At 62.4% G+C, this 22,368-nt stretch carries 16 protein-coding genes; 3 read left to right on the top strand and 13 right to left on the bottom strand.

What is annotated here, in order from left to right:
• Positions 1–24: 24 nt before the first annotated feature.
• Together HGP12_RS21570 and HGP12_RS21565 are read right to left on the bottom strand one after the other, a co-directional pair.
• The gene (locus tag HGP12_RS21570; RefSeq protein WP_168842610.1) at positions 25–756 is read right to left on the bottom strand and encodes a L,D-transpeptidase; all 732 of its coding nucleotides are present in this window, start codon (positions 754–756) and stop codon (positions 25–27) included.
• A gap of 162 nt (positions 757–918) precedes the next feature.
• Positions 919–1,722, bottom strand: coding sequence for a L,D-transpeptidase (locus tag HGP12_RS21565; protein ID WP_409526861.1), 804 nt, complete (start codon positions 1,720–1,722; stop codon positions 919–921).
• 156 nt (positions 1,723–1,878) lie between these two features.
• Here HGP12_RS21565 and HGP12_RS21560 point away from each other — a divergent pair, with 156 nt between their 5' ends.
• Positions 1,879–3,231, top strand: coding sequence for a methylmalonyl-CoA mutase family protein (locus tag HGP12_RS21560; protein ID WP_168842608.1), 1,353 nt, complete (start codon positions 1,879–1,881; stop codon positions 3,229–3,231).
• Positions 3,232–3,484: 253 nt separating this feature from the next.
• Positions 3,485–5,617 carry a methylmalonyl-CoA mutase gene (scpA, locus tag HGP12_RS21555; RefSeq protein ID WP_168842607.1) on the top strand — a complete coding sequence of 711 codons (2,133 nt, stop codon included), beginning with the start codon at positions 3,485–3,487 and terminating at the stop codon, positions 5,615–5,617.
• Between the two features lie 11 nt (positions 5,618–5,628).
• Here scpA and HGP12_RS21550 read toward each other — a convergent pair whose 3' ends face one another.
• The 4 genes from HGP12_RS21550 to HGP12_RS21535 all read right to left on the bottom strand — a co-directional run bounded on the left by HGP12_RS21550 (position 5,629) and on the right by HGP12_RS21535 (position 10,337).
• Complete coding sequence (locus HGP12_RS21550) at positions 5,629–6,615, bottom strand: alpha/beta hydrolase family protein (RefSeq protein WP_168842606.1); 987 nt, start codon at positions 6,613–6,615, stop codon at positions 5,629–5,631.
• A gap of 88 nt (positions 6,616–6,703) precedes the next feature.
• A complete protein-coding gene (locus tag HGP12_RS21545; protein ID WP_168842605.1) occupies positions 6,704–8,341 on the bottom strand; it encodes a cisplatin damage response ATP-dependent DNA ligase in 1,638 nt (545 codons plus the stop codon).
• A gap of 185 nt (positions 8,342–8,526) precedes the next feature.
• Positions 8,527–9,537, bottom strand: a complete 1,011-nt coding sequence (locus HGP12_RS21540; protein ID WP_168842604.1) for a ligase-associated DNA damage response exonuclease — start codon at positions 9,535–9,537, stop codon at positions 8,527–8,529.
• 29 nt (positions 9,538–9,566) lie between these two features.
• The gene (locus HGP12_RS21535; RefSeq protein ID WP_168842603.1) at positions 9,567–10,337 is read right to left on the bottom strand and encodes a carbon-nitrogen hydrolase family protein; all 771 of its coding nucleotides are present in this window, start codon (positions 10,335–10,337) and stop codon (positions 9,567–9,569) included.
• A 207-nt stretch (positions 10,338–10,544) separates the two neighbouring features.
• Between HGP12_RS21535 and HGP12_RS21530 the strand changes: the two genes are divergently transcribed.
• Positions 10,545–11,915 carry a TIGR03808 family TAT-translocated repetitive protein gene (locus tag HGP12_RS21530; protein ID WP_168842602.1) on the top strand — a complete coding sequence of 457 codons (1,371 nt, stop codon included), beginning with the start codon at positions 10,545–10,547 and terminating at the stop codon, positions 11,913–11,915.
• Here HGP12_RS21530 and HGP12_RS21525 read toward each other — a convergent pair.
• The 7 genes from HGP12_RS21525 to HGP12_RS21495 all read right to left on the bottom strand — a co-directional run bounded on the left by HGP12_RS21525 (position 11,912) and on the right by HGP12_RS21495 (position 22,330).
• Positions 11,912–12,700, bottom strand: coding sequence for a crotonase/enoyl-CoA hydratase family protein (locus HGP12_RS21525; RefSeq protein ID WP_168842601.1), 789 nt, complete (start codon positions 12,698–12,700; stop codon positions 11,912–11,914). The two genes, HGP12_RS21530 and HGP12_RS21525, sit on opposite strands and share 4 nt — an antisense overlap.
• Positions 12,697–13,566 (bottom strand): hydroxymethylglutaryl-CoA lyase, encoded by an 870-nt coding sequence (locus HGP12_RS21520; protein ID WP_168842600.1) that lies wholly within the window; start codon positions 13,564–13,566, stop codon positions 12,697–12,699. Before HGP12_RS21520 ends, HGP12_RS21525 begins: the two co-directional genes overlap by 4 nt.
• On the bottom strand, positions 13,563–15,551 hold the full coding sequence (locus HGP12_RS21515; RefSeq protein WP_168842599.1) for an acetyl/propionyl/methylcrotonyl-CoA carboxylase subunit alpha: 1,989 nt from the start codon (positions 15,549–15,551) through the stop codon (positions 13,563–13,565). Before HGP12_RS21515 ends, HGP12_RS21520 begins: the two co-directional genes overlap by 4 nt.
• A 9-nt stretch (positions 15,552–15,560) precedes the next feature.
• Positions 15,561–15,944 carry a RidA family protein gene (locus tag HGP12_RS21510; RefSeq protein WP_168842598.1) on the bottom strand — a complete coding sequence of 128 codons (384 nt, stop codon included), beginning with the start codon at positions 15,942–15,944 and terminating at the stop codon, positions 15,561–15,563.
• A 10-nt stretch (positions 15,945–15,954) separates the two neighbouring features.
• A complete protein-coding gene (locus tag HGP12_RS21505; RefSeq protein WP_168842597.1) occupies positions 15,955–17,562 on the bottom strand; it encodes a carboxyl transferase domain-containing protein in 1,608 nt (535 codons plus the stop codon).
• Positions 17,563–17,597: 35 nt separating this feature from the next.
• Positions 17,598–18,761: an isovaleryl-CoA dehydrogenase gene (locus HGP12_RS21500; RefSeq protein WP_168842596.1), complete on the bottom strand. Its 1,164-nt coding sequence runs from the start codon at positions 18,759–18,761 to the stop codon at positions 17,598–17,600.
• An 86-nt stretch (positions 18,762–18,847) separates the two neighbouring features.
• Positions 18,848–22,330, bottom strand: a complete 3,483-nt coding sequence (locus HGP12_RS21495; protein WP_168842595.1) for an indolepyruvate ferredoxin oxidoreductase family protein — start codon at positions 22,328–22,330, stop codon at positions 18,848–18,850.
• Positions 22,331–22,368 lie beyond the last annotated feature (38 nt).

The following is a 22,368-nucleotide window of genomic DNA, read 5'->3' as shown; positions in this document are numbered from 1 at the left end:
GGCGCCCTTTTCAATGATATTCGATCAGCTCGTAACGAGGATCGGCGCCCGCTCCGGCACGCGATCATAAAGATCGATGACATCCTGATTCAGCAAACGGACACAGCCGGAGGACACGGCCTTGCCGATGGAGCGCCAGTCGGGATTGCCGTGCAGACGGTAAAGCGAATCCTGCTTGTCTTCGAAAATATAGAGCGCACGCGCGCCGAGCGGATTCTTCAGGCCCGGATCCATGCCGCCATTGGCAATGGAAAACTTCACAAGCTCCGGCTGACGGGCGACCATTTCGTCCGGCGGGTTCCAGCGCGGCCACTTCTTGCGCCACTGAATGACGCCGCGGCCCTGCCAGGCAAAGCCCTCGCGGCCGACACCGATACCATAGCGCATTGCCGTGCCACCTTGTTCGGTGACGTAAAGCATGCGCTCCGTCGTGTTGACGATCACGCTGCCCGGCGCCTCGCCGGTCGGATCCACGACACGCTGACGATAAAACCGCCGGTCGATCTGCTGGTAGGGAACCGGGGGGATATGGAAACCGCCGTCGTCCATGGCCGCATAGATGACGGCCGGATCCGGCTGCTCACCATCATAGCTGGAGAACCAAGTGCGGAACGGCCTTGGCGAGCCGGTATATTGTACCGGGCTGACAACGGGGCCGTTGTCGATGGTGGAAGCGCAGCCGGCAAGCGTCGAAACGGCGCCGATGCCTGCAAAGGCGAGAAAATTACGTCGGGATAAGGATGAAGGAATGCTCATGTCGACAGCATAGTTCCTTTTGAGGGGGAAGCGAGAATCCGCAACATATAAGCTGATTCGGCTCCCCGAGAGGTTTGCAGAGACAGGAGCAAAATTAAAGAGCCTAGACCACCCCGGCTATCGCACTTATGCAACATCACGAAAATTTGTGGTAAAATACCACTACAAAACGACAATTTCCGTTTTATCGGGTACCCGATTATAGAGATCGATCACGTCCTGGTTAAGCATGCGCACGCAGCCGGAGGATGCCGCCTTGCCGATCGACTGCCAATCCGGCGTGCCGTGGACGCGATAAAGCGTATCGCGGCCATTCTGATAGATATAGAGCGCCCGCGCTCCAAGCGGGTTGGTCGGCCCGGGATTCATGCCGCCACGCTCGGCTGACAGCGACTTCATCTGCGGGTCGCGCGCAACCATCTCGGCGGGCGGCGTCCAGCGCGGCCACTTCTGCTTCCACTGGATCATCCCCCTGCCGTGCCAGGCATATCCCGCGGCGCCGAGGCCGACGCCATAGCGCATCGCCTTGCCGCCCGGCTCGACGAAATAGAGGAAGTGGTCGCGTGTATCGACGACGATGGTGCCGGGGCGCTCCTTGGTCTGGTAATCCACCTCCTGCCGCAGGAAGCGCGGATCGATGCGCTTGTAAGGAATGGCCGGCAAAGTGAAGTCGTCTTCGCTTCGCTGCGCATACATTGCCTGATGCACTGGATTAAAGGTCGGCAAACCATAGGTTTGATGGAATTGCGTCTGGAAGAGATCGCGCGCCTGCGGCACGGGCTGAACCGGTAGGCGCTTTACCCTATTCGGATCGATGCCCTCCGGCCGATAGAAGACCGGCGTGGTCTCCTGCACGAACCGATCCGGGTCCGTGGCGCCCGTATCGGGAATGATGCTGCAGGCGGACAATGCCATCAGAGCGGCAGCGGCGAGCAGGTGACGGGAAACGGGCAGAAGATCGGCCATCATCGGAAACCAGTTGGGACATATCGGGTCAGCCGCATGATGACCGTCGCGGCTGGAGCGAGGCTGGCGTCATCGGCGAGATATTGCACCGATTGACCAAACTCCTGTTTTCCCTCGCGGCATCATGAGCTAGACCATTGCGGGACGGAGGATCGCATGAATATCGACAGTCTCGACCCGGCCATCTTCGACCAAACCGACCGCAAGGGCTGGCTGAAACTGGTGGAACGGGCGCTGAAGGGCCAGGATTTCCAAAAGACGCTGGTGTCGCAGACCGATGACGGCATTGCCATCGAGCCGCTTTACGAGCGTCGGCCCGATTGCACGCCGCTTTCGCGCCAGCGAGCCGATATGCCCTGGACGGTGGCCCAGCGCATGGACGATCCGAATATAGAGCGGGCGCTGGTGCAACTCGGCGACGATCTTGCCAATGGCGCAAGCGGCATTCATCTCATCTCCAAAACCTCCGTCTCCGCCTTTGGCACCGGTACCGACGCGCAGGCCACGCCCCTTTCCGACAGGCTGGCGGCTGCAATCTCCGGCAGAATTGTTGCAATCCGCCTCGACGGCTTTGCACCCCGCTTCCTGGACGCCCTGATCGCATCGATCGCGGATAAGGCTGCCCAGACATTGCATCTCGGCCTCGATGCTTTTTCGACGGGGGGAGAACAGGCTGCGACCGCAAACGATATCAAGCACTTCGCCGAACGCGGATTCACGGGCACGATCGTCAATGCAGACGGTCGGGCCGCGCATAATGCCGGCGGAACGGAGGCGCAGGAACTTGCTGTCATAGCCGCAAGCCTCGTGGGTCATTTGCGATTACTGGATAAGGCCGGCCTTTCGCCGGAAGCAGCGCTTCGGGCAACCAGCCTCTGCCTTTCGGCCGATCAGAACCAGTTCACGGCGATGGCAAAGACGCGCGCGGCGCGGCTGATCTTCACCCGGATCGCCGAGGCTTGCGGCGTGCCCGATCCAGAGCCGCCGCATCTCCTGGCGGAAACAAGCTATCGGATGCTCACCCACCGCGATCCCGAGACGAATATTCTGCGCAATACGATCGCGGTTTTTTCAGCCGGCGTCGGCGGCGCCGGCGAGATTTCCGTCCTGCCGCACAGCCTGACGCACGGCATTCCCGATCCGCTGGCGCGGCGCCTGGCGCGCAACACGCAGACGATCCTAATCGCTGAGAGCCATCTCGATCATGTCGTCGACCCAGCCGCCGGAGCCGGCGGCATCGAGGCGCTGACCGACGCACTGGCCGAGCGGGCATGGGATATTTTCACCGAGATCGAAGGCAAAGGCGGATTGGCAAAAGTAATCGCGGGCGGTCGGCTTGCGGCGATGATTGCCGAGGCACGTGCAGGTCGTGCCTCCAGGCCAATCGTGGGGACGACGCTGTTTGCGATGAAGACGGAGCGGCCTGTGGCTGTTTTGGGGGCTTTGGGGCCGGTTGCTGACGGCATGGGGTTGATGCCGGTGCGGCTGGATGAGGGGGTGGAGGGATGAAAATGAGTATCGCGTTCGAGGCAAGTGCGCACCCCCCTTTGTCACTTCGTGACATCTCCCCCACAAGGGGGGAGATCGTTCCGAAACAGCTGCTTCATGCCACAGGAGCATCAAACTTAGCTCCCGCGGATTCGATATCGATTTGGTGCGAAAAGGGTTCGCGAGTCTCCAATCTCCCCCCTTGTGGGGGAGATGTCGCGACAGCGACAGAGGGGGGTACTGTACACTCCGCATCCACGGAGGCTTCCGCTCCATGACCAAAATCCCCAACTTCACAAACGTCCCCTGGGCGAAACCGCAAGCAACCGCGCTAACAACCGCCGCCCCAACCTGGGAGACCCCCGAAGGCATCGCCGTCAAGCGCGCCTATGGCGAACGCGAACTCTCCGGACTGAACTTCCTTGAGACCCATCCCGGCGCAGCACCTTTCGTGCGCGGCCCTTATCCGACAATGTATGTCCAGCAACCCTGGACCATCCGGCAATATGCGGGGTTCTCGACAGCCGAGGAATCCAATGCCTTCTATCGCCGCAATCTTGCGGCCGGGCAGAAGGGCCTTTCCGTCGCCTTCGATCTGGCCACCCATCGCGGCTATGACAGCGATCATCCGCGCGTCGCCGGCGATGTCGGCATGGCGGGCGTGGCGATCGATTCCATCCTCGACATGCGCCAGCTCTTCGACGGCATTCCGCTCGACAAGATGAGCGTATCGATGACCATGAATGGCGCGGTGTTGCCAATCATGGCGCTCTACATCGTCGCGGCGGAGGAACAGGGGGTCTCCGAGGACAAGCTTTCCGGCACGATCCAGAACGACATCCTCAAGGAGTTCATGGTCCGCAACACCTATATCTATCCGCCGCAACCCTCGATGCGGATCGTTTCGGATATTTTCAGCTATACCAGCGAGCGGATGCCGAAGTTCAACTCCATCTCGATCTCCGGCTACCACATGCAGGAGGCCGGCGCGACGGCAGACCTGGAGCTGGCCTATACGATCGCCGACGGCATCGAATATGCCCGCGCCGGGGTTGCCGCAGGGCTCGATATCGACAGCTTCGCCCCTCGCCTCTCCTTCTTCTGGGCCGTCGGCATGAACTTCTTCATGGAGGTCGCCAAGATGCGCGCCGGACGGCTGATCTGGGCCGCGCTGATGCAGAAGAATTTCGCGCCGAAGGACCAGAAATCCCTGGCGCTCAGGACCCATAGCCAAACCTCCGGCTGGTCGCTGACGGCGCAGGACCCGATGAACAACATCATCCGCACCATGGTCGAGGCGATGGCGGCCACACAGGGACATACGCAATCGCTCCATACCAACTCCTTCGACGAGGCCCTGGCCCTGCCGACGGATCATTCCGCCCGCATTGCCCGCAACACGCAGATCCTCTTGCAGAAGGAATCGGGCACGACAGGGATCATCGACCCCTGGGGAGGCTCGGCCTATGTCGAACGGCTGACCCATGATCTTGCCGCGCGCGCCCTTGCCCATATCGAAGAAGTGGAAGCGCTCGGCGGCATGGCGAAGGCGATCGAGAAGGGCATCCCCAAACTTCGGATCGAGGAAGCGGCGGCCCGCACACAGGCGCGCATCGACAGCGGCCATCAGACCGTCGTCGGCGTCAATTTTTCCAAGCCGGAAAAGGATATCGAAGTCGATGTCCTGAAGGTCGAAAATTCCGAGGTGCGGGCACGCCAGCTTTCCAAGCTGCAGCAGCTGAAGGGCACGCGCGAGACCGCTGCGGTGGAAAGCGCATTGGATGCGCTGACGGAGGCCGCTCGAAAAGGCACGGGCAATCTGCTCGATTTTGCCGTCAAGGCAGCAAGGGCGAGAGCCACCGTCGGCGAAATCTCGCTGGCGCTCGAAAAAGCCTATGGCCGCCATGTCGCGGAGATCAGAACCATCTCCGGCGTCTACCGCAAGGAAGTCGGCGCCGAAAATCCGCTCTTCAATGCGGCGGTGGCCAAGGTCGAGGCGTTCCGCAGGGCGCGGGGCGAGAAGCCGCGCATCCTCATCGCCAAGATGGGCCAGGATGGGCACGATCGCGGCCAGAAGGTGATCGCCACGGCCTTTGCCGATCTCGGTTTCGATGTCGTCGTCGGCGCCATGTTCCAGACCCCGGAGGAAGTGGCCGACGTCGCCGTGCGCGAAGGCGTCGACATCGTCGGCGCATCGTCGCTTGCCGCCGGCCATCTGACACTGGTGCCGGAATTGAAGGCTGCGCTCGCGCGCCGCCATGCGGGTAAGGTGCTGATCGCCGTCGGCGGCGTCATTCCGCCACAGGATTTCGCGGCCCTCGAAGCGGCGGGCGCGGACTCGATCTTTCCACCCGGAACCGTGATCGCGGAGGCGGCGGCAGCGCTGATAGATCGGTTGACACCGTAAATAGCCGGTATTTAGACAGCGACGCTCCTGAAGAACTCGATGCTCTGCTCGATCTCGCCCGGCAGGGCTGAATTATGGCTACCCGGAACCGTCGCCATCTCCATCTTCACGCCGGCGGCCATCGCCCGCTTCGAGAGCAGCGTCAGGCGCGAGTCGAAGTGGGCTTCTTCGGTGCCATGGAACAGCTTTACCGGGCTCTTGAAGCTGTGCGCATAGCAGAGCGGCGAGCGCATCTGGAATTCGCGCGGGTTCTTGGTGTTGAAGCGGATGTCCTGCGGATAGCGGCCGAAGAAGGCATAGGCATCCGGATTGCCTGATATCGGCGCGACCGCGCGGAACCGTTTCGTCGACATGGCAGTCAGCATGGCCAGCGTGCCGCCGATGCTGTGGCCCGCCAGGAACAGGCGATGCGGATCGACACCCGGCAGGTGCCGCAGCCGGTTGGAAGCGGCCAGCACATCGGCAACTTCGTCGTAAAAGCCCGAGAAATTGCCCCTCTGCCCGTTCTCGCCGCGCATCGAAGGGATCATGACGACATAGCCGGCATCGATATACGGCTTCATCAGCTGCCAGTGCCCCTGGCCGATGGCATTGCCGCCATGCAGGAAAAGCACGGCCGGCTTCGGCTTCGCCGAGCGCGTGTAGCGGGAAACCCAGGCGACGAGCTCCAACTCGTCGCCAACGCCGCTGCGATAGAAAAGCCGATCGGCCGTCGATGGCGTGACCAGAGGCTCATAGATGTCGGGAGCCGCGCCTTTGCTCAGGAGGTCGGTCCGGAACAGATGGCGCTCCTTGGCGTAATCGCCCGCGAGCTGCGGCGGCGCATCCGAAGCCTTTTCGTCGCTCCGGGCAATCTCACCCTTGTTCTCGGTGGGCTTGCTTCCGATCGTACTGTCATCGGCCGCTCTGACAATACTGGGCGTGAAAAGGGTGGAAGCGATGCCGGCCAGAATGGCGCGACGATTGAGACGGAATAGGTGGTCGTCAGACGTGGTCATGGCTCTGTCCAAATATCCCGGCGCAGCGCAAATCTGCACGGGTTGAAAGGCAAGGCCAACTCACATTGTGGTGAGGAATCGCCCCAGCCTATTCATCGACAACAGGAGCCTTGGCGTCAATCATCGCGATCAAAGTTTCCAGTCTGTCCGCCTCGTAGGGCGGCTTGTCCGGCCGAAGCCGGGCAATGCGCGGAAAACGCATCGCAACACCCGATTTATGACGGGTGGAGCGGTTGATGCCTTCAAAGGCCACCTCGAGCACGAAGCCGAAATCGTGATCGGCGCGCACCGCTCGCACCGGGCCGAAGCGATCGACCGTATTGTTGCGCACGAACTTGTCAAGCACCTCCAGCTCCGCATCGGTGAAGCCGAAATAGGCCTTGCCGACGGGCACGAGCTGTTCGCCCTCCGGCGTCGTCGCCCAGACGCCGAAGGTGAAATCGGAATAGTAGCTGGATCGCTTGCCATGGCCGCGCTGCGCATACATCAGCACGGCATCGACATTGTAGGGATCGCGCTTCCATTTGAACCACGGCCCCTTGGCGCGGCCGGCGAGATAAGAACTGTCTTTGCGCTTGATCATCACGCCTTCGATCACCGGATCGGGCGGTGCGGCGCGCAGTCGGTCGAGCTCCTCCCAGGAGGTGAAATCGACGAGCGGCGAAAGGTCGAAACGATCGTGAGGCGCGGCATCGATGATCTCAGTGAGCCGCTCGCGCCGATCAAGGAAGCCGCGGGCGCGCACGTCCTCCGCCCCATCGAACAGAAGATCGTAGGCACGAATGAAGGCCGGGAACTCCTCCAGCATCTTCGTGGTGACGGTCTTGCGGTTGAGGCGCTGCTGCAGATCGGAAAAGCTGCGCGTCGGGCTGTTGGAGCGAACGGTGCCGCCGACCAGCAACTCGCCATCCATCACGCCTTCGAAACTTATCGCATCGACGATGTCGGGAAAGGTGCCGGATATATCGTCGCCCGAGCGCGAGTAGAGCTTGCTCGTGTCCCCGGAGCGCGAAAGCTGGACGCGAATGCCATCCCATTTCCATTCGGCGGCGAAATCCCGCGGGTCGAGGCCGTCGAGATCGCCGGTTTCAACCGGATTGGCGAGCATGACGGAATGGAAAATCGCCGGCGTCGCCAGGATCGGCTTCTCAGCCTCCCCCGCAAGCCAGCGGAACAGGCTTTCATAGGGCGGCTGCAGGCCATGCCAAAGCGTTTCGATCTCGGTCACGTCCTTGCCGCCAAGCTCCGCGAGCGCCTGCTTGGCGAGGCGCGCCGAGACGCCGATGCGCAGCGCACCGGTCGCAAGTTTCAGGAAGGCGAAACGGCCTGACGTATCCAGCCGGTCCAGCAGGTCGCGGACGAAACTGCGCACCTCGGTCCGCCCGAGCGCATTCATGCGGCGGACGATATCGCCGAGCTTCGGCTGCTCGCCGGCAGGGCGCTCGATGTCGCTTTCCTTGTCCCATACCAGGGAGATCGTCTCAGCTAGATCGCCGACATAATCATAGGAATAGCGGAACAGCACGTCATCCATGCGCTCGAGAACAAGCTCGCGCAGCATGGCGGGCTTGACGTTGCGCACCTCGAGCGTGCCGGCGATGGCGGCCAGACCATAGCCGCGGTCAGGATCGGGCGTATCGCGGAAATAATCGGTCAGCAGCTTCAGCTTGCCGTTGCGGCTCGGCGTCAGCACCAGGCGGTCGAGAAGGTCGGCAAAGGCTTTCATCTGAGCGCCTCCTTCTCCCCTCGGGGAGAAGGTGCCCGGAGGGCGGATGAGGGGGAGCAGGGGTAATCCCGCGCGCCACGCATACGCTGCAGCGTTGCAATATCGCGTAAATCCCCCTCATCCGACCCTTCGGGCCACCTTCTCCCCGCCGGGGAGAAGGCGAGACAAACGACGACCCTCATCATCTAGTCTCCTTCGTCTTCATAGCCGATGAGATGCAGCGGCTTGGCGGCGATGCCCTGCAGCTCGCACCAGCGCACCAAGGCCTCCTCGCGGCCGTGGGTGACCCAGACCTCGCTCGGCTTCAAATCGGAGATCGTCTCGGTCAGCTCAGGCCAATCGCAATGGTCTGATATGACGAGCGGCAGCTCGACACCGAGCTGCTTGGCACGCTGGCGGACCATCATCCAGCCGGAAGCGAAGGCCGGAAGCGGATCGTGAAAGCGCCTCGCCCAGCGGTCCTGGAAAGCGGAGGGCGGACCGACAACAACGGCGCCGTGGAAGATCGACTGATCCCGGCTTTCGATGGTGGCCGGCTTGAGTTCGCCGAGCGCGATGCCTTGGCTGATATAATAATCGCACAGGCTTTCCAGCGCGCCGTGAATATAGATCGGCTTGTCATAGCCGGCATCGCGCAAAAGACGGATGACGCGCTGTGCCTTGCCGAGCGCATAGGCGCCGATCAAATGCGTTCGCTCGGGGAACTGGTGAAGCGAGGCTAGGAGCTTGCGTGTCTCGGCCATGGGGTCGGGATGGTGGAAGACCGGCAGCCCGAACGTCGCCTCCGTGATGAAGACATCGCAGGGAACCGGCACATAGGCCTCACAAGTCGGGTCCGGCCGACGCTTGTAATCTCCTGAAACGACGATACGCAGCCCGTCCTTCTCCACCGCGATCTGCGCCGAGCCGAGCACATGGCCTGCAGGATGGAACTGCACCTTGACACCGTTGATCGTCACTTCCTCGCCGAAAGCAACTGCCTGCTCGGATCCTGCAAAGCCGTCGCCATAACGGATGCGCATGATATCAAGGGTCTGGCGCGTGGCGAGCACATGGGCATGGCCGGAGCGGGCATGGTCGGAATGGCCATGCGTGACGAGTGCTCGACCGACCGGCTGCACGGGGTCGATGTAGAAGCCGCCGATCGGACAGAACAAGCCCTCGGGCGCCGGATAAAGCAGTTGATCGGGTCTCATGACTTATGAGGATAGCGCGATTTGCACGATTAGGTAGCGATAACAGCAGCTTTTTGATCGAATCCGCGTGTCGGTTGCCGATCGGGCAGGTCGAAAACCAGGACATCCTCGCAATAGGGCTTCGCCTTCGCCACGACGACGCCGCTCGGATCGACGATCGCGCTGCTGCCATAGCTCACCCAGCCGTCCTCGTTGCCACCGACCACATCTGACGCCATGACCCAGCAGCCCGTATGCCTGGCGCATATCTGCAGGCTCGAAATGCCCGGCTTGTGCCATAGCTCGGCTTTGTGAGGCCGGAGCATAAGATTGATAGGGTTGCAGATGAGGCCGGCTCCCTTTCCGGCCAGGCGGCGTGCGGCGTAGGGATATCTGAGATCGGCGCAGATATTGATGCCGAAGCGCCAATGCCCCTCCTCCCAGACGGGAAAATCCTTTCCGGGCGTGCAGCCCTTTTCGAGCGGATGCGCCTTGGCATAGACCCCGACTATCCGGCCCGACTTGGCGACGATGGCGCTGTTGTGGATCGCATCGCCCCTGCGCTCGAAAAGGCCGACGATCGCTGTCGTTTTCCCCGCCGCGAAGCGAGCGACAAGGGTGTTTAGATGCGGATCATCCAGAGAAAGCGCGCGGCGTTCGGCAATGGCTTTATCGTAGCTGTGCCCCTGCAGATAGCATTCGGGGAAAAGGGCGAGATCGATGCCTTGCGCTTCGGCCCATGCGAGATCGCGCGCCAAAACCTCGGCCGCCTGCTCGACGGCGTCGAAAAGTGCCAGACGTTGAAAGGCCGCGATCCGCATGTGGCAGGGTTAACATGTGCGGCGAGTCGCCCCTAGAGCCAATGGATCGGACGTAGGGCATCGTCTGTGCCGGACTGGTAAACGAAATAGAAAGAACTTGGTTATTATGGCCGATCAAGCGCGTTTGAACGGCTGCCGCCGTATCAAAACGGCACAGATAGGCCTGGCATGATTTCTGCTTTGCCGGTGTCATCTCCGGAGTTCGCAATGATCCAACGCCGCACCTTCATCGCTTCCCTCACCGCCTCGGCAGCCGCTGGCCTGCTAGCGCCTCGCGTTTTCGCCGCGCCGCTTGCCAGGATGACGGGCACCGAATTGCGGGGACCGATCGATGCTATTGCACTGAAGACGACGCCGGGAGCGAGCGACATCAGGAGCGGCAAGCTGCAAGCGATGATCGACAATGCGGCGCGCACCAACATGCCGCTGTTCCTGCCGCCCGGCACATACAACATCTCCAACCTGACACTGCCCAACAATACGCGCATCGCCGGCGTTCCCGGCGCATCGCGGCTCGTCTATAGCGGTGACGGCCATCTGATGAATGCGGACAAGGCCAGGCGCATCGAGCTTTCGGGCCTCGTGCTTGACGGCGGCAATCGCTGGCTCGCCGATTATGCCGGGGGGCTGCTGCAATTTACCGGCGTTGAAGAGGTGCTGATCGACAATTGCGAGATATCAGGCAGCCGCAAGCATGCGCTACAGCTGGAGCGCTGCGGCGGCCGGATCGAGCGCAGCCGCATCTCCGGTGCCGCCGAGGCCGGCATCTACTCCGTCCAGTCAGTCGGATTGACGATGAACGGCAATCGCGTCGAGGATTGCGGCAATGGCGGCATCCTGGTCCATCGCTGGGACAAGGCGGAGGATGGCAGCAGCGTCACCAACAACCGCATTGCCCGCATCCGCGCCAATGGCGGCGGCACCGGCCAGAACGGCAACGGCATCAATGTCTTCCGCGCCGATGGCGTAACGGTTTCGGGCAACCAAATTGCCGATTGCGCCTTCACGGCGATCCGCGCCAACTCGGCATCGAATGTGCAGATCTCGAACAATCAATGCCTGCGTTCGGGCGAAACCGCCATCTATTGCGAATTCGAGTTTGTCGGTGCCGTGATCAGCAACAACTTGGTCGATGGCGCCGCCAACGGCATCTCGGTCACCAATTTCGACAAGGGTGGAAGGCTCGCCTCGGTGACGGGCAATGTCATCCGCAACCTGTCGCTTACAGCACCTTACACGCAGGATGGCGGCTTTGGCATCGGTATCTCGGCCGAGGCGGATACGCTTGTTGCCGATAATGTCATCGAGAATGCGCCGCTCTGGGGAATGCGGCTCGGCTGGGGTCAATATCTCCGCAATGTCGTCGCAACCGGCAACATCGTCAGACAGGCCGGCATCGGCTGCGTCGTCTCGGTCGCCGACGGCGCCGGCGCGGCTGTGATTTCACGCAATCTCTTTCAGGAGATGCAGCAAGGCGCGATCATGGGCTTTCGCTGGGACAAGCCGGCATCGGGTGAGTTGGCCAAGGGAAACTCGCAGTTCCAGCAATTGACCATCGAAAACAACAGGCTGCTTTAGGCCGATCGCCAATTCGGCTGCCGCTTTTCGAAGAAGGCCGTGACGCCCTCCTTCGCCTCTTCGGTCTCCCACGCATCCGCCAATTGCTCGACGACATGATCGATCATGCCGTCGGTGATCGGTCTGCCGACGGAACGCGCCAAGGCCTTGGCGCGTGCGGCCGCTTGCGGAGAGGCGGCCAGGAAATGGCGGACCTCCGCTTCCACGGCTTCATCCAACGCCTCCTCGGCAACGACTCGCGACAGCAGGCCGGCGGCATGCGCCTGCCAGGCGTCGATGATCTTGCCGGAGAGGAAGAGCGGGCGGGCATTCGTCTCGCCGATGCGGGCGATGACATAGGGGCTGATGGTGGCGGGAATGATGCCGAGGCGCACCTCCGTCAGGCCAAAGCGGGCCGTCGATGCCGATATCACCATGTCGCAGACACTGAGGATGCCAATGCCGCCGCCGAAGGCATTGCCATGCACACGGGCAATCAACGGCTTCGGCAGCTCGTTCAGCGCCTTGAACAGCATGGCAAGCCGGCGCGCCTCGACCATGCGCCCGTCCCGCGTTGCGTCGAACTGGGCGCGCATCCAGCCGAGATCTCCGCCGGCGCAGAAGCTCGCACCCTCCCCGGTGAGCACGACGACCCGAACCGTCTTGTCATGGGCAAGATCGCGAACCGCCGCGGTTAGGGCATCGATCATCTCAGCCGATAGGGCATTGTGCTTCTCGGCGCGCGCCAGCGTGAGGTGGGCAACGCCTCGTCCATCGGTGTCGATGCGGATCGTTTGCGATGTCATGGGGCACTCCTGAGGCTACGGGCAAAGGCGGCGGCGCGGGCAAGCTTCTCATCATCGAGACCGGTCTCGAAGCCGTGGAGTGCCAGATAGTGGTGAACCGCCACGGTATCGAGATTGCCCTTGGCGCCGGGAGCAAAGGGACAGCCGCCGAGACCGCCGGCGGCGGCGTCGAATACTCGCAGGCCCCGATCGAGAGCTACCCCGATATTGTCCAATGCCCGGCCTGACGTATCGTGAAAATGGCCTGCCAGCACGGAAGCAGGGAGTTCGGCAAGAACGGCTTCCAGCATTCTGTCCACCGCCTCCCGTTCGCCTCTGCCGATCGTGTCGCCAAGGCTGATCTCATAGCAGCCGAGCGCTCGCAATTGCCGGGCAACGCTCACGACGTTTTGCGGCGGCACGGCACCCTCGTAGGGGCATTCGACGACGCAGCTGACATAGCCGCGCAACGGAACCCCGCGATCCCTGCTGGCTACGGCAACCGGCCGGAAACGTTCGATACTTTCGGCGATGGAGCAATTGATGTTGCGCATGGAGAAGGTTTCGGACGCCGAGGCGAAGATCGCCACTTCATCGGCGCCCGCCGCAAGTGCCGCCTCGAAGCCCTGCATGTTGGGCGCCAGCGCCGCATAACGAATGCCGGAACGCCGCTCTATTCCGGCCATGACCGCGGCGGCGTCGGCAAGCTGCGGCACCCATTTCGGACTGACGAAGCTGGTGACTTCGATGCGCTCGAAACCGCAATCGGAGAGCAGATCCACCAATTCGATCTTCCGCGCTGTATCGACCGGCTCTTTCTCATTCTGCAGTCCGTCGCGCGGCGCCATCTCGACGATGGTAACGTGGTTGGGAGGTTTGTCGGTCATACCGCGTCCTCCGGCCGAAGCGACAGAAGCACGGCGCTTTCGCTGGTCTGATCGCCCTCGCCGACATGCAGGCTTTCGACGATGCCGTCGCGCGTCGCCGTCAGTGTCAGCTCCATCTTCATGGCCTCCATGACGACCAGCGCCTGGCCCTTCGCCACCGCGTCGCCCTCCCGCACGCGGACGATCTTGACGAGGCCCGGCATCGGCGCAATCACACGGTCGCCACCGGCGGCGGCCTCCTCCGCGCCATCGAGCAGATCGAGGCGATGGAAATGATGGGTGTGCCCGTCAAAGAACAGCGTCACGCCTGACGACGTCTCAAAGATATCGACATGGGACTGCCGGCCGTCGATCTCGACGCGTCGGGAAACAGTATCACTTTCGAAGAGATGGACAGGAATGGTGCGATCATCGAAGGCAACGTTGAAAATCGTCTCAGCCTTTGCGATCACCCAGCAATTCCTATGGCCGCCGGCAAAATGCAGCGTGACAGGTCGGCTTGTTTCGCCCCAGAGCTGCCAGGCACCGAGCGAGAGCCAGGGGTCGCTACCAGCGGCGCGCCTGAAGCCGCCCGCCTCGACGATGGCGGCAATGGCAAGGGCCGCATCGTCTGGCTGTTGCGTCGCGGTCAGCGCCTCCACATCCCGGTCGATCAACCCGGTATCCGGATGACCTGCGACGAAATCCGGCTGGCGGCTGAGACGGATGAGGAAATCGAGATTGGTGGTTGTTCCGGCGACCTGCGTCTGCTTCAGCCCTTGCGTGAGCCTGGCAAGGGCGGCCGCGCGATCCGGCGCATGCACCGTCAGCTTGGCGATCAGCGGATCGTAATGCGGCGTGATGCTGTCGCCCTCGCGCACGCCCGCATCGATGCGGGCATCATCTTCGGGAAAGCGTAAGTGCGAGAGCGTGCCGGTTGCCGGCAGGAAACCGCGCGAGGGGTCTTCTGCGTAGATGCGGGCTTCGAAGGCCCAGCCGTTTATGGTGAGTTCGTCTTGCGTCTTCGGCAGCGGCTCACCGCTCGCTACGCGCAATTGCCATTCCACCAGGTCGACACCGGCGATCGCCTCGGTAACGGGGTGCTCGACCTGCAGGCGAGTATTCATTTCCATGAAGAAGAAGCGGTCCGGCGACAGGCCATCCGAGATATCGGCGATGAATTCGACCGTGCCGGCGCCGCGATAATCGATGGCGCGGGCGGCGCGAACCGCCGCTTCGCCCATGGCACTGCGCATCTCCTCAGTCATGCCGGGGGCCGGAGCCTCCTCGATCACCTTCTGGTGCCGGCGCTGCAGCGAGCAATCGCGCTCGAAGAGATGCACGGCATTGCCATAGCTGTCGCCGAAGACCTGGATTTCGATGTGGCGCGGCTTGATCAGGTATTTCTCGATCAACACGGCGTCGTCACCGAAGGCGGATTTCGCCTCGCGCTTCGCCGCCTCCAGCGAGGCCTCTAAATCCTCCGGCCGGTCGACGCGGCGCATGCCCTTGCCGCCGCCGCCCGCCCGCGCCTTGATGAGAACGGGAAAGCCGATGCCATCAGCCTGCTCGGCGAGGAAGCCGGGCTCCTGCCCATCGCCATGATAGCCGGGAACAACGGGCACGCCGGCCCGCTCCATCAGCGCCTTGGCGGCATCCTTGAGCCCCATGGCCCGGATCGAGGCCGGCGACGGGCCGACGAAGACGAGACCCGCGGCCTCGACCGCTTCGGCGAATTCGGCATTTTCCGAGAGAAAGCCATAGCCGGGGTGAATGGCTTCCGCCCGGGTTCGCTGAGCCGCCGCAATGATCTTCTCTTTCGAAAGATAGCTCTCGCCCGCCGCCGCCGGGCCGATATGAATGGCCTCGCCGGCCAGCGCCACATGCAACGCATCCCGATCGGCGTCGGAATAGACGGCGACCGTGCGGATGCCCAGGCGCCTTGCCGTCCGGATGACCCGGCAGGCGATTTCCCCGCGGTTGGCGATCAGTATCTTCGAAAACATCGGCTGACCCTATTGCGCGGCAATGACTTCGACTTCGAGCAGCCAGGCCTTATCGAAAATGCCAGCGATCACGACAGTCATCGCCGGCGCGAGCGAGCCCAGATATTCGCTGCGGATCTCGCGGTTCTCCATGGTGTGATGACGGTCGGCGAGAAAGGTGGTGACCTTGACGATATCGTCCTTCGTCATGCCGGCTGCCTTCAGTTGAGCGTCGATATTGTGCCAGACCTGGCGAGCCTGCGCTTGAAAGCCTTCCGGCAGGGTATCGTCGACATCGGTCGGAATCTGGCCGCTGACAAAAAGCAATCGCTCGAAATTCTCAAGTTTTACGGCCTGCGTATAACCACCGCGAGGCTGCGGCGCATTCTTGGCATTCACGGCATCGCGTTTCATCTCCATCTCCTCACATTCTGAAAAGACCGAAGCGCGTGTCTTCGATCGGCGCGTTGAGTGCTGCTGAAAGCGACAGAGCCAGCACGTCGCGGCTCTTGCGCGGGTCGATGATACCATCGTCCCAGAGGCGCGCCGAGGCGTAGAGCGGGTGGCTCTGGGTTTCGAACATCTTGAGCGTCGGTGCCTTGAAGGCGGCCTCTTCCTCCTTCGTCCATGGCTTGCCGGCGCGCGTCAGCGCCTCGCCGCGCACAGTGGCGAGCACGCCAGCCGCCTGCTCCCCACCCATGACCGAGATGCGGCTGTTCGGCCAGGTCCAGAGGAAACGCGGCGAATAGGCACGGCCGGCCATGCCGTAATTGCCGGCGCCGAAGGAGCCGCCGATCAGCATGGTGATCTTCGGGACTTTGGTCGTGGCCACGGCCGTCACCAGCTTGGCGCCGTTCTTGGCGATGCCTTCCGTCTCGTATTTGCGGCCGACCATGAAGCCCGTGATGTTCTGCAGGAAGACCAGCGGGATCTTGCGCTGTGAGCAAAGCTCGACGAAATGCGCGCCCTTCAGCGCCGACTCCGAAAAGAGGACGCCATTATTGGCGATGATCCCCACGGGAATACCGTGGATATGGGCAAAGCCGCAAACCAGCGTCGTGCCGTAGCGTGCCTTGAATTCATCGAGGCGGGAGCCATCCACCATGCGCACTATCACCTCGCGCACGTCATAGGGCGTGCGCAGATCGGAAGGGACGATGCCAAGGATCTCTTCGGGATCGTAGAGCGGCGCCTCTGGCGCGCGAAGCTCGACGCTCTCCGGCTTGCGGCGATTGAGGTTGGCAACCGCTTGGCGGGCAAGCGCAAGGGCATGGGCATCGTCACGCGCCAGATGATCGGCAACGCCGGAGAGACGTGTGTGCACATCGCCGCCACCCAGATCCTCGGCCGAGACCACTTCCCCCGTCGCCGCCTTGACGAGCGGCGGGCCGGCGAGAAAGATCGTCCCCTGCTTCTCGACAATGATGGTTTCGTCGGACATGGCGGGCACATAGGCGCCGCCTGCCGTGCAGGACCCCATGACGACGGCGATCTGCGGGATGCCCGCTGCCGACATATTGGCCTGATTGTAGAAGATGCGGCCGAAATGATCGCGGTCCGGAAAGACCTCGTCCTGGTTCGGCAGGTTGGCGCCACCGGAATCGACAAGATAGATGCAGGGAAGATTGTTCTCCGCCGCAATCTCCTGCGCGCGAAGATGCTTCTTCACCGTGATCGGATAGTAGGTGCCGCCTTTGACCGTGGCGTCGTTGCAGACGATCATGCAGTCGCGGCCGGAAACGCGGCCGATGCCGGCGATCAGGCCGGCACCCGGCGCCTCACCGCCATAGAGACCATGAGCGGCTGTCGTCCCGATCTCCAGAAACGGCGTGGCGGGATCGATTAGGCTGGCAACGCGGTCGCGCGGCAGCATCTTGCCACGGCTGACATGACGCTCGCGCGCCTGGGCGCCTCCGCCTTCCGCCGCCTGCAACGCAGCAGCCTCGGCGACACCGATCGCCTCCAGCATGGCGGCGCGGTTGTCGCGGAAGCGATCCGTATGCGTCGATATCTCTGATTTCAGGACGGTCATGCGGCCTCGCGGATCGAGTAAAATGAAATTCGAAATCAGGTCGTTTCGCCGAACAACTCGCGGCCGATCAGCATGCGCCGGATTTCGGAAGTGCCGGCGCCGATCTCATAGAGTTTGGCGTCGCGCAGCAGCCGTCCGGCGGGATAATCATTGGTGTAGCCATTGCCGCCCAGCGCCTGGATGCACTCGAGCGCCAGCGCCGTCGCCTTCTCGGCGGAGTAGAGAATGCAGCCGGCGGCATCCTTGCGAGTGGTCTCGCCGCGATCGCAGGCGGCGGCCACCGCATAGACATAGGCACGCGCGGCATTCATGGTGACATACATGTCGGCTAGCTTGCCCTGCATCAGCTGGAACTCGCCGATCGACTGGCCGAACTGCTTGCGCTCATGCATGTAGGGCAGCACCACATCCATGCAGGCGGCCATGATGCCGATGGGGCCACCGGAGAGCACGACGCGCTCATAGTCGAGGCCGGACATCAACACGCCGACGCCGCCGTCGAGCTGACCCAGAACATTTTCCTCCGGAACTTCGCAATCGAGGAAGATCAGCTCCGACGTGTTCGAGCCGCGCATGCCGAGCTTGTCGAGCTTCTGGCCGACGGAGAAGCCGGGGAAGCCTTTTTCGACGAGGAAGGCGGTGATGCCGCGCGGGCCGGCATCCGGCGAGGTCTTGGCGTAGACGACGAGGACATCGGCATCGGGGCCGTTGGTGATCCACATCTTGCTGCCGTTCAGCACATAGCGGCCGCCGCGCCTTTCGGCATGCAGCTTCATGGAGACGACATCGGAACCCGCGCCGGGCTCCGACATCGCCAACGCACCGACATGCTCGCCTGAAATCAGCTTCGGCAGATAGCGCTCCTTCTGCGCCGTCGTGCCGTTGCGGTGGATCTGGTTGACGCAGAGGTTGGAATGGGCGCCGTAGCTCAGGCCGATGGAGGCCGAGGCGCGGCTGATTTCCTCCATCGCCACCGTATGGGCGAGATAACCGAGGCCGGCGCCACCGAAGGCTTCGTCGACGGTGATCCCAAGCAGGCCGAGATCGCCCATCTCCCGCCACAGATGCATCGGGAAACTGTTGTTGCGGTCGATTTCGTCGGCAAACGGTGCGATACGGTTGGCGGCAAAACGGCGCACCTGTTCGCGGAGTGCCTCGATGTCCTCGCCAAGCGCGAAATTCAATCCCCCTGCAAACATCCGGCTTCTCCTCCCGATTGTCCCGAACGCGCGATCCTTACGAACCTATATCTCTTCATGCCCGCTTCAAGTTTTGGCCTTTGCGGTCATGCGGCGTCAGCAGGCACATGCTGCTTGCCTTGCTTCTCCCCAGGCATCTCATAGACCTTCAGCTTGTCTGATATCTTCGCCATGATCTTGCGGGCGGCCTCCTCCTTGATCGGTCCGAAGCCTCTTATCTCATCAAACAGCGAGAGGATGGCAAGGGCCTCGGCTTCGTTGTCATGACGCAGGCCGGCAAGCACCCGCTCCGCAATCTTTTCGTAGCCGGCAATCAAGCGGCGCTCGAGCCGGCGTTCCGCCATGTAGCCAAAGGGATCGAGCAGCGTGCCGCGCAGTCGCTTCATCGGCGCGATCGCCCGCAGCACCGGCAGTATCCAGGCGCCGAACTCGCGCTTCTTCGGCCGGCCATTCGGGTCCTTGCCGCCGAGGATGGGCGGGGCAAGGTTGAGCGCCAGCTTGAAATCGCCTTCCATCTCCTCGTGCAGATGCGCCTCGAAAGCGGGATCGGTCAGCAGGCGGGCGACCTCGTATTCGTCCTTGTAGGCTAGAACGCGCGCATAGGTGACGGCGACGGCAAAGGGCACCTTGTCCGAAAGCCGTTCCCTCGCAGCCAGCGCATTGGCGCGGGCGACGAAACCGGCATAGCGTTCGGCAAGCGCCGCATTCTGATAGGCCGTCAGATGCGCCTTGCGATGCTTGATGAGCTCATCGAGGCTCATCTCCGCCAGTGTCTTGCCGGCATCGCGCTCGGCCATCATGGCATGCACGGCCTGCGGGTCATGCGCCAGAAGCCGGCCCCACTGGAATGCGGAAAGGCTCGCCTTGACCGCGACACCGTTGAGCTCGATCGCCTTTTCGATTGCTTCCAGCGACAGCGGCAGCAGGCCGCGCTGCCAGGCAAAGCCGGTCAGCAGAATATTGGTCGATATGGCATCGCCGGTCACCTCGGTCGCAACGTGGTTGAAATCGAGAAAGACGGACTTGTCGCTGACGGTCTTGGCGATGGTGTGCTGCAGCGAGCCGACCTTGAAATCGAAATCGCGGTTGCGGACGAAATCGGCGACCGGCATCAGGCCGGTGTTGACGATGGCGGTCGTGCGGTTCGAGGAACAGAGCGTAATCGCATCCTTCGAGGCGCCGACCACTTCATCCGCGGCAAACAGCAGATCGGCGCCGCCATTGACGATGCGCGACGAGGTAACGTCGGCCTGATTGTGACCGATGCGCAAATGGCTCATGACCGCGCCGCCTTTTTGGGCAAGGCCGGCCATGTCGAGGATCATCGGCACCTTGCCGTCCAGATGCGCGGCCATGCCGAGGATCGCGCCGATCGTCAGGATGCCGGTGCCGCCGACGCCGGCAATCGCAATGTTCCAGGGCCGATCGCCGATGACGGGGATTTCGGGCATCGGCACGTCGACATCGGCATGTTCAAGCGCTTTGCGCTTGCGGCGCTTGCCGCCATGAACGGTGACAAAGGACGGGCAGAAGCCCTTGACGCAGGAGAAATCCTTGTTGCAGCTCGATTGGTTGATCTGCCGTTTGCGGCCGAACTCCGTTTCCAGCGGCTCGACGGAGATGCAGTTGGATTGCACGGAGCAATCGCCGCAGCCCTCGCAGACAGCCGGGTTGATGAAGACACGCTTGGCCGGATCTTCCATCAGACCGCGGCTGCGGCGGCGGCGCTTCTCTGCCGCACAGGTCTGGACATAGACGATCGCCGAACAACCCTCGGTCTCGCGCAGCGTCAGCATCACCTGATCAATATGGTCGCGATGCAGCACCTTGACGCCGGGCGCAAGCTCCGAGGCGCGATAGGCATCGGGATTATCAGACAGCAGGTAGATCGGCTTGACACCCTCGTCATGCAGCTGCTTCGTCACCAGCTCCGGTGTCAGATAGCCATCGATCGGCTGGCCGCCGGTCATGGCGACGGCGTCGTTATAGAGCAGCTTGTAGGTGACGTTGACCTTGGAGGCGACGGACTGGCGGATGGCGAGAATGCCGGAGTGAAAATAGGTGCCGTCGCCGAGATTGACGAACATGTGCTTTTCGTCGGTGTAGCGGGCGATTGCCGTCCACGGTACGCCTTCGCCGCCCATCTGCGTGAAGGTCTCGGTGTTGCGGTCCATCCAGGTGACCATGTAGTGGCAGCCGATGCCGGCGATGGCGCGGCTGCCCTCGGGAACTCTGGTGGACGTATTGTGTGGACAGCCGGAGCAGAAGAAGGGCGTGCGGTTCAGCGGTGCAACGTGAGTGCGGCTGATCTGGCCGCGCTCGGCAAGATAAGCGAGCTTGGCGGCGATGCGGTCATGCAGGCCCTGATCGAGATCGAGCTTGACGATGCGTCCGGCGATGGCTCTCGCGACCGCGCCGACGGTCAATGCCGCCGACAGGCTGAGATAGGGTTTATCGTGCTCGTCGAACTTGCCGACGATGCGCGGACGGACATCGGCCCGCCAGTTGAAGAGCTGCTGCTTGATCTGGTTTTCGATGATCTCGCGCCGCTCCTCGACGACGAGAACCTCGTCCAGTCCTTCCGAGAAATGCCTGACAGCCTCGGGCTCCAGCGGCCAGGGCATGCGTATCTTGAGGATACGCAGGCCGATCGCGGCCATTTCCTGCGGGCCGATCTCGAGTTCGCGCAGGGCCTGCAGCACATCCTCATAGGCCTTGCCGGACGAGATGATGCCGAGGCGGGCGTTCGGCACGTCGTGCGTGATTTCGTCGACGCGATTGGCACGGGCAAAGGCGATGGCCGCATAGGCCTTGTAGGTCTGCAGACGATCATCCTGCACCAGCGGCGGATCTGGCCAGCGCAGATTGAGGCCGCCGGGCGGCATTTCGAAATCGGTCGGCAGGACGAATTGCCGCCTCTCGCCCGAGAGATCGACGGCGGCCGTCGTTTCTATGGTGTCGGCGATGAACTTCATGCCGACCCAGCAGCCGGAATAGCGCGACATGGCGATGCCGAGCAGGCCGTATTCGAGAAATTCGTGGATGGACGAGGGATAGATGACCGGGATGACGGCAGACATGAAATCATGGTCGGTCTGGTGCGGCATGGTCGAAGATTTGGCGGAATGGTCGTCGCCTGCAAAACAGAGAACGCCGCCATGCTTGGAGGTGCCGGCGGCATTGGCGTGCTTCAGCACATCACCGGAGCGGTCGACGCCAGGACCTTTGCCATACCAGATGCCGAGCACGCCATCCTTGCGGGCGCCGGGGGAAAGGCCAACCTGCTGCGAGCCCCATACGGCCGTCGCAGCAAGATCCTCGTTGATCCCAGGCTGGAAGGTGACGTCATATGCGTCTAGGTAAGTCTTGGCTTTCAAGAGCTGTTGGTCGTAGCCGCCGAGCGGCGAGCCGCGATAACCTGAAATGAAGGCGGCCGTATTGAGGCCGGCAGCGCGGTCGCGGCGCATCTGCGTCATGGGCAGCCGCACCAGCGTCTGCAAGCCGGTCATGAAAACGCGGCCTTCCTCTGCGGTATATTTGTCGTCTAGCGATACACTGGTCGCAAGCATCTGCTCTCCTCCCGAGATCGCAGTCACCAAATGCGCTT

The sequence above is a fragment of the Rhizobium sp. P28RR-XV genome, from assembly GCF_012641385.1.
GTDB lineage: Bacteria > Pseudomonadota > Alphaproteobacteria > Rhizobiales > Rhizobiaceae > Rhizobium.
The sequence above is the reverse complement of the archived record's forward strand: the minus strand, read 5'-3'. Positions and strand labels throughout refer to the sequence as shown.

Bases quoted from the DNA above. Each gene is read 5' to 3' on its own strand.
- HGP12_RS21510 (WP_168842598.1), bottom strand. From the start codon at position 15,944: ATGAAACGCGATGCCGTGAATGCCAAGAATGCGCCGCAGCCTCGCGGT.
- HGP12_RS21565 (WP_409526861.1), bottom strand. From the start codon at position 1,722: ATGGCCGATCTTCTGCCCGTTTCCCGTCACCTGCTCGCCGCTGCCGCT.
- HGP12_RS21500 (WP_168842596.1), bottom strand. From the start codon at position 18,761: ATGTTTGCAGGGGGATTGAATTTCGCGCTTGGCGAGGACATCGAGGCA.
- HGP12_RS21545 (WP_168842605.1), bottom strand. From the start codon at position 8,341: ATGAAAGCCTTTGCCGACCTTCTCGACCGCCTGGTGCTGACGCCGAGC.
- HGP12_RS21530 (WP_168842602.1), top strand. From the start codon at position 10,545: ATGATCCAACGCCGCACCTTCATCGCTTCCCTCACCGCCTCGGCAGCC.
- HGP12_RS21520 (WP_168842600.1), bottom strand. From the start codon at position 13,566: ATGACCGACAAACCTCCCAACCACGTTACCATCGTCGAGATGGCGCCG.
- HGP12_RS21525 (WP_168842601.1), bottom strand. From the start codon at position 12,700: ATGACATCGCAAACGATCCGCATCGACACCGATGGACGAGGCGTTGCC.
- HGP12_RS21515 (WP_168842599.1), bottom strand. From the start codon at position 15,551: ATGTTTTCGAAGATACTGATCGCCAACCGCGGGGAAATCGCCTGCCGG.
- HGP12_RS21495 (WP_168842595.1), bottom strand. From the start codon at position 22,330: ATGCTTGCGACCAGTGTATCGCTAGACGACAAATATACCGCAGAGGAA.
- HGP12_RS21535 (WP_168842603.1), bottom strand. From the start codon at position 10,337: ATGCGGATCGCGGCCTTTCAACGTCTGGCACTTTTCGACGCCGTCGAG.
- HGP12_RS21570 (WP_168842610.1), bottom strand. From the start codon at position 756: ATGAGCATTCCTTCATCCTTATCCCGACGTAATTTTCTCGCCTTTGCA.
- HGP12_RS21550 (WP_168842606.1), bottom strand. From the start codon at position 6,615: ATGACCACGTCTGACGACCACCTATTCCGTCTCAATCGTCGCGCCATT.
- HGP12_RS21560 (WP_168842608.1), top strand. From the start codon at position 1,879: ATGAATATCGACAGTCTCGACCCGGCCATCTTCGACCAAACCGACCGC.
- HGP12_RS21505 (WP_168842597.1), bottom strand. From the start codon at position 17,562: ATGACCGTCCTGAAATCAGAGATATCGACGCATACGGATCGCTTCCGC.
- HGP12_RS21540 (WP_168842604.1), bottom strand. From the start codon at position 9,537: ATGAGACCCGATCAACTGCTTTATCCGGCGCCCGAGGGCTTGTTCTGT.
- scpA (WP_168842607.1), top strand. From the start codon at position 3,485: ATGACCAAAATCCCCAACTTCACAAACGTCCCCTGGGCGAAACCGCAA.